Source organism: Streptomyces sp. DH37, assembly GCF_029813835.1.
Taxonomy (GTDB): Bacteria; Actinomycetota; Actinomycetes; order Streptomycetales; family Streptomycetaceae; genus Streptomyces.
In genome coordinates, this window is the sequence record NZ_JARVKV010000137.1 from 1 (window position 1) to 2641 (window position 2641).

General features: G+C 69.4%; 2 protein-coding genes. Both read left to right on the forward strand.

What is annotated here, in order from left to right; translation table 11 throughout:
* Nucleotides 1-1855: 2-oxoacid:acceptor oxidoreductase subunit alpha (locus tag QC029_RS30305; RefSeq protein WP_279559054.1), on the forward strand; the 1855-nt coding region annotated here is incomplete at its 5' end.
* A partial coding sequence (locus QC029_RS30310) for a 2-oxoacid:ferredoxin oxidoreductase subunit beta (RefSeq protein WP_279559055.1) occupies nt 1848-2641 on the forward strand: 794 nt, incomplete at its 3' end. The genes QC029_RS30305 and QC029_RS30310, both read left to right, overlap by 8 nt.

Here is a 2641-nt window from a genome sequence, read left to right on the forward strand (position 1 = left end):
CAAGGAGGTTCGGCGGTTGGAGCGGGTGATCATCCGGTTTGCCGGTGACTCCGGTGACGGTATGCAGCTGACGGGTGACCGGTTCACCTCGGAGACGGCGTCGTTCGGCAACGACCTCTCCACGCTGCCCAACTTCCCGGCCGAGATCCGGGCGCCCGCCGGCACGCTGCCGGGGGTCTCCTCGTTCCAGCTGCACTTCGCCGATCACGACATCCTCACCCCCGGTGACGCGCCGGATGTGCTGGTGGCGATGAATCCGGCCGCGTTGAAGGCGAACATCGGCGATCTGCCGCGGGGCGCGGAGATCATCGTCAACACCGACGAGTTCACCAAGCGCGCGATGGCCAAGGTCGGCTACGGCGTCAGTCCGCTGGAGGACGGCTCGCTGGAGGGCTACCGCGTCCATCCGGTGCCGCTGACGACGCTGACGGTCGAGGCGTTGAAGGACTCCGGTCTGGCCCGCCGGGACGCCGAGCGGGCCAAGAACATGTTCGCGCTGGGCCTGCTGAGCTGGATGTACCACCGGCCCACCGAGGGCACCGAATCCTTCCTGCGCCGGAAGTTCGCCAAGAGGCCGCAGGTGGCCGAGGCGAACGTGGCCGCCTTCCGGGCGGGGTGGAACTTCGGGGAGACCACCGAGGACTTCGCCGTCTCCTACGAGGTCGCTCCGGCCTCGGCCGCCTTCCCGCCGGGCACCTACCGCAACATCTCCGGCAATCTGGCGCTGTCCTACGGGCTGATCGCCGCGTCCCGGCAGGCGGACCTTCCGCTGTATCTGGGCTCGTACCCGATCACTCCGGCCTCGGACATCCTGCACGAGCTGAGCCGGCACAAGAACTTCGGCGTGCGCACCTTCCAGGCCGAGGACGAGATCGCGGGCATCGGTGCCGCGCTGGGCGCCGCCTTCGGCGGGGCCCTGGCGGTGACCACCACCTCCGGTCCGGGGGTGGCGCTGAAGTCGGAGACGATCGGGCTGGCGGTCTCCCTGGAGCTGCCGCTGCTGATCGTGGACATCCAGCGCGGTGGTCCCTCCACCGGTCTGCCGACCAAGACCGAGCAGGCCGACCTGTTGCAGGCGATGTACGGGCGCAACGGCGAGGCGCCGGTGCCGATCGTGGCGCCGGCCACCCCCGGGGACTGCTTCACCGCGGCGCTGGAGGCGGCCCGGATCGCGTTGACCTACCGCACTCCGGTCTTCCTGCTCTCCGACGGCTACCTGGCCAACGGTTCCGAGCCGTGGCGGGTCCCGCAGAGCGCGGAGCTTCCCGATCTGCGGGTGCGGTTCGCCGCCGGCCCCAACCACACCACCGAGGACGGCGCCGAGGTCTTCTGGCCCTACAAGCGCGACCCGCACACCCTGGCCCGCCCGTGGGCCGTGCCGGGCACGCCGGGTCTGGAGCACCGCATCGGCGGCATCGAGAAGCAGGACGGCACGGGCAACATCTCCTACGACCCGGCCAACCACGACTTCATGGTCCGCACCCGCCAGGCCAAGGTCGACGGCATCCGGGTGCCGGACATCGAAGTCGATGATCCCACCGGTGACGCGGGGCTGCTGGTGCTGGGCTGGGGATCGACCTACGGGCCGATCACCGCCGCGGTGCGCCGGCTGCGCGCCGCCGGCCAGAGGGTCGCCCAGACCCATCTGCGCCACATCAACCCCTTCCCGGGAAATCTCGGCGAGGTGCTCAAGCGCTACGACAAGGTGATCGTGCCCGAGATGAACCTCGGGCAGCTGGCCACCTTGCTGCGGGCGAAGTACCTGGTCGACGCCCAGTCGTTCACGCAGGTGACCGGCCTGCCGTTCAAGGCCGAGCAACTCGCCACCGTTTTGAAGGAGGCCATCGATGGCTGAGACCACCGCGGAGGCGCCCGCCTTCGAGGCGCTCTCCCTGGTCCCCAGGGCCGAGGGCCGGCAGACCATGAAGGACTTCAAGTCCGACCAGGAGGTCCGCTGGTGCCCCGGCTGCGGCGACTACGCCGTGCTGGCCGCCGTCCAGGGCTTCATGCCCGAGCTCGGGCTGGCCAAGGAGAACATCGTCTTCGTCTCCGGCATCGGCTGCTCCTCCCGCTTCCCGTACTACATGAACACCTACGGGATGCACTCCATCCACGGCCGCGCCCCGGCCATCGCCACCGGGCTGGCCTCCTCCCGGCCGGACCTGTCGGTGTGGGTGGTCACCGGTGACGGTGATGCGCTGTCCATCGGCGGCAACCACCTCATCCACGCGCTGCGCCGGAACGTGAACCTGAAGATCCTGCTGTTCAACAACCGGATCTACGGGCTCACCAAGGGCCAGTACTCCCCCACCTCCGAACTCGGCAAGATCACCAAGTCGACGCCGATGGGATCGCTGGACGCGCCCTTCAACCCGGTCTCGCTGGCGATCGGCGCGGAGGCGTCCTTCGTGGCGCGCACCGTCGACTCCGACCGCAAGCACCTGACCGGTGTGCTGCGCGCGGCGGCGGCCCATCCGGGCACCGCCCTGGTGGAGATCTACCAGAACTGCAACATCTTCAACGACGGCGCCTTCGAGGTGCTCAAGGACAAGGAACAGGCGCTGGAGGCGGTGATCCGGCTGGAGCACGGGCAGCCGATCCGTTTCGGCGCGCCGGTCCCGCCCGAAGACGGAGGCGACGG